The following is a 3,789-nucleotide window of genomic DNA, read 5'->3' on the forward strand; positions in this document are numbered from 1 at the left end:
CACCGACCCCACCCAGCGCTCCCTCGCGCACGGGGAGGCCTGGCTCGACCGCTATGGCGTGGTCACCCGTGGCAGCATCGTCGCGGAAGACGTCCTCGGCGGATTCGCGCTGGCGTACAAGTCCCTTGCCACCTTCGAAGAAGGTGGCAAGGCCATGCGCGGCTACCTCGTCGAAGGTCTCGGCGCGGCACAATTCTCCACTCCCGCCACGATCGACCGGTTGCGCGGACACCAGGATTCAGACGACCTCGTCGGCTGGCCCTCCGGCACCAAAGAACCCAAGGTCTACGTGCTGGCCGCCACCGACCCCGCCAATCCCTACGGCGCCGCACTCCCGTGGCCCGAAGCCGGACCAACCCGCTCAGCCGGAGCACTCGTCGTGCTTATCGACGGTCTCCTCGCATCCCACCTCACCCGCGGCGGCAAAACCATGACCACCTTCTTCGACGGATTCCCCGAAGGCGTCGGCAGCGAAGATGAACTGCTCACCATGGTTGTGGGTGCACTGACGGATGTGGTGGGGGTGGGCAGGATGACGCCGTTGACAGTCGAAAAGCTCAATGGCGAAGCTGCGTTCAAGCTGAAGAATTATGGTGCCGCTGCCTCCCCACGCGGCGCGAAGATCGGTGGCCGAACTGTCGCTGCACCCAAGCGGCGGGGTAGGAGCGTTGCCGAAGCGCTCGAGGAGCTCGATTCGCTGAGTTTTGACAACTGATTGGCGGTCGACCCAGTGCAGTAGATCAGTGTGTGCGGTTATTGACCTCTTTGATGAGGTGGGCAGCAGCCACGAGGCCGAGCCGACGGTTAGCGGTGCGAATGTCCTTCACAGCCTTGACAAATTCACGCTCCGGATCAGTTCCGGTTTCTTTGAGCACGCCGCGCGCCCACTCAACTGCCTCGTCCATGTCAGTGAAAAAGCCAATGAGTGATTCTTCAGGGGTCGGTTTGTAGCCAAAGAGGTTGAACATAGTATTCGAGTATGCCTGAAGGTGATTCGGTATACCAGCTGTCCAAGCGACTTCAGTTCATGGAGGGGCGTGAGGTCACACGCTGCTCCTTGCGTGTCCCGCGCTTTGCCACATCCGATTTCACCGGCATGACCGTCGAACGTGTCTGGCCCTACGGCAAGCACTTGTTCATGCAGTTCGGCGCGGATGGACATGAGTCGCAGATCCTGCACACGCACCTGAAAATGGAAGGCTCTTGGTCCGTCCATCGTGCAGGTTCTCGCTGGTCTAAACCCGGGCACACTGCACGTGTGGTGTTGCAGCTCGTTGATAGAGGTGGGGACATTGAGCTGGTCGGCCATTCCCTGGGCTTGGTTGATGTGTTCCCGGCGCGTTTGTTTGAGGCCGAGATGGGCTATCTGGGACCGGATCTCTTGGCCCCAACTTTTGATATCGAGGAAGCTACTCGCCGGATTCTTGCTGATCCGGGACGGGAAATCGGTAGGAGCCTGCTGGACCAACAGCGTGTGGCGGGGATCGGTAATGAGTACCGCGCAGAGATCTGTTTCCTGGCCGGTGTTCACCCGGCGCGGACGGTTGCGGAGGTCGGCGAAGACGGCGTGGCCAACATGTTGAAAATTGCTCGCCGGCTCATGTGGGCGAATAAGGACGAGGTCAAGCGAGTGACCACCGGCGTGAAGCGCGCTGGTGAAACCACGTACGTGTTTGGGCGGAACAACAAACCTTGCCGCCGGTGTACCACCTTGATCACTCAAGGGGTCCTCGGCGGGCAGGGGGACCTGGAGCGCGTGATCTGGTGGTGCCCTAGTTGTCAGCCAGAGGCTGGTGCTTGGTAAGTGGTGTGGGGTGAAGGATTTCGCACTCGGGGCCTGTCGTTTATCTAAAGCCCCAGGTCGCTGCGAGGCGCGGTGTTGAATCCTTCACCCTGAACACGCGAACACTCCGGGCACGCGAGCCCCGAGCCAAGTCAAACCCCAACTAATCAGCCTGTTTTTCCTTCACATCGCGCCTAATAAAGAATACGAGGAATCCCAGCATCACCAGGATCAACAGAACATAGACGACCTTTGAATACTGGTCGATGTAGGTGGTCACGGCCTCCCAGTTGTCGCCTAGCGTGAAACCCAGATAAATAAGGATGAAGTTCCAGACGGCGGAACCAAGGGTGGTCCAAAGACCAAAGGTGAGCAGGTTCATGCGGTCCAGGCCGGCGGGGATGGAAATGAGGGAGCGGATGCCGGGAATCAAACGGCCAAACAGAATGGATGGACGGCCGTGGCGGTCAAACCATTCGAGGGATTTGTCCACGTCTGAGGCCTTGACCAGCCACATCCAGTCCGCGATGGCGCGCAGGCGTTCTGCGCCCAGCCACGCACCCACGCCATACAGAATGTAGGCGCCCACCACTGAACCGATGGTGGCCCAGATGAACACTGCGGCGAAGTTTAGCGAGCCCTGAGCAACGGTGAAACCGCCCAGCGGCAGGACAACTTCGGAGGGGATGGGTGGGAAGAGGTTCTCAAGTAGGATGGCAATGCCGACGCCGGGGGCGCCGAGCGTGTCCATGAGACCGACAATCCAATCGATGATGGCAGACATGTGGGATAGTCTGCCTTACTGGACGTCAGTGGACCAAGTGTGAACCGGTGATCCAGACTTCTGGTTTTCCAGGTAGACCGCAAGCATCTTTGCTAGGGCTTCTTGGCGCTCCGGGGTGTCGGGTTTGGTGCCGTTGCCGAGTTTGTCCAAAACGTCTAGCTGCCAGGTGGCACCGTTTTGGCGGTTCCAGGCGCGGCCCTCGATGATGCTTAGGTATTTTTCGTTGAGGTCCTCATCCACCTTGAGCATTTTCAGGCCTTCGTGGGCTTGGTCGAGGAGGTGGTTGAGAACGAGGTTGGATACGTCGATACGCCCTAGCGTTGGCCAGACCATGGTGGCGCCGATGCCGTCACGGGCGCCTTCATAAAAGTTCGATCGGGCGTCCTCGAAGGTGAGGCGGGACCAGACGGGGCGGGTTTGTTCGCCGAGGAATTTCACTAGACCGTAGTAGAAGGCGGCATCCGCGATGATGTCGGCGGTGGTGGGGCCGGCGGGGAGGAGGCGGTTTTCCACGCGGATGTGGGACAGTTCCAGCGAGGGGTCATAGATGGGCCGGTTCCAGCGCCACACGGTTCCGTTGTGCAGGTTGAGGTAGTGCAGCGCGGGGCTGTTGCCGTCCATGATGGGTTTGCCGGCGGCGGTGCGGGATTCCGGGATGAGCGGCGAAAAATATCGCACGTTCTCTTCGAACAGGTCAAAGACGCTGGTGATCCACCGTTCACCGAACCACACGCGTGGCCGCACACCTTGGTTGACCAGGACGGCAGTGCGGGTGTCAATGGATTGTTTGAACACCGGGATACGCGATTCATGCCACGTCCGGTGACCCATGAACAGTGGCGAGTTCGCGCCCAGCGCTACTTGCACGCCGGCGATGGCTTGGGAGGCGTTCCACGCGTCGCGGAAGCGGTCCGGTGCGACTTGCAGGTGCAGTTGCATCGAGGTGCAGGTGGATTCGGTGGCGATGTCGTCGAAGGTGGCGCGGTAGCGTTCCTGCCGGGAGACATCGATATGCACGAGCTCACCGCGCGCTTCGAGCACCATGTTGGACAGCGCAGCATAGCGGTTCTCGGGGGTCATCCACTCGTCGCTTTGCAGGTAGTCTGTGGTGACGGTGGGCAGCGTGCCGATCATCGCGACGTGCGCGCCGGCTTTCTGCGCCGCCTTATTCACGGCCGCCAGCCGCACATCGAGCCCCTCATGCAGCTGCCGCAGCCCGTCC

Annotated in this window: 5 protein-coding genes; 2 read left to right on the forward strand and 3 right to left on the reverse strand. The window is 60.6% G+C overall.

Going from position 1 to position 3,789, the window contains the following annotated elements; all coding sequences use genetic code 11:
• On the forward strand, positions 1–715 hold a 715-nt coding region (locus tag F4V54_RS10335; RefSeq protein ID WP_428840494.1), incomplete at its 5' end, for an Lhr family helicase.
• Between the two features lie 25 nt (positions 716–740).
• Here F4V54_RS10335 and F4V54_RS10340 read toward each other — a convergent pair.
• Positions 741–968 (reverse strand): hypothetical protein, encoded by a 228-nt coding sequence (locus tag F4V54_RS10340; protein ID WP_150387083.1) that lies wholly within the window; start codon positions 966–968, stop codon positions 741–743.
• An 11-nt stretch (positions 969–979) separates the two neighbouring features.
• On the opposite strand from F4V54_RS10340, the gene F4V54_RS10345 reads away from it, so the two are divergent.
• Positions 980–1,804 carry a DNA-formamidopyrimidine glycosylase family protein gene (locus F4V54_RS10345; RefSeq protein ID WP_150387084.1) on the forward strand — a complete coding sequence of 275 codons (825 nt, stop codon included), beginning with the start codon at positions 980–982 and terminating at the stop codon, positions 1,802–1,804.
• A gap of 142 nt (positions 1,805–1,946) precedes the next feature.
• On the opposite strand, the gene F4V54_RS10350 is transcribed toward F4V54_RS10345, so the two are convergent.
• Complete coding sequence (locus F4V54_RS10350; RefSeq protein ID WP_034666322.1) at positions 1,947–2,567, reverse strand: DedA family protein; 621 nt, start codon at positions 2,565–2,567, stop codon at positions 1,947–1,949.
• A gap of 15 nt (positions 2,568–2,582) precedes the next feature.
• Positions 2,583–3,789: glutamate-cysteine ligase family protein (locus F4V54_RS10355; protein WP_150387085.1), on the reverse strand; the 1,207-nt coding region annotated here is incomplete at its 5' end.

The organism is Corynebacterium tuscaniense (assembly GCF_008693065.1).
Taxonomy (GTDB): Bacteria; Actinomycetota; Actinomycetes; order Mycobacteriales; family Mycobacteriaceae; genus Corynebacterium; species Corynebacterium tuscaniense.

Bases quoted from the DNA above. Each gene is read 5' to 3' on its own strand.
- F4V54_RS10340 (WP_150387083.1), bottom strand. From the start codon at position 968: ATGTTCAACCTCTTTGGCTACAAACCGACCCCTGAAGAATCACTCATT.
- F4V54_RS10345 (WP_150387084.1), top strand. From the start codon at position 980: ATGCCTGAAGGTGATTCGGTATACCAGCTGTCCAAGCGACTTCAGTTC.
- F4V54_RS10350 (WP_034666322.1), bottom strand. From the start codon at position 2,567: ATGTCTGCCATCATCGATTGGATTGTCGGTCTCATGGACACGCTCGGC.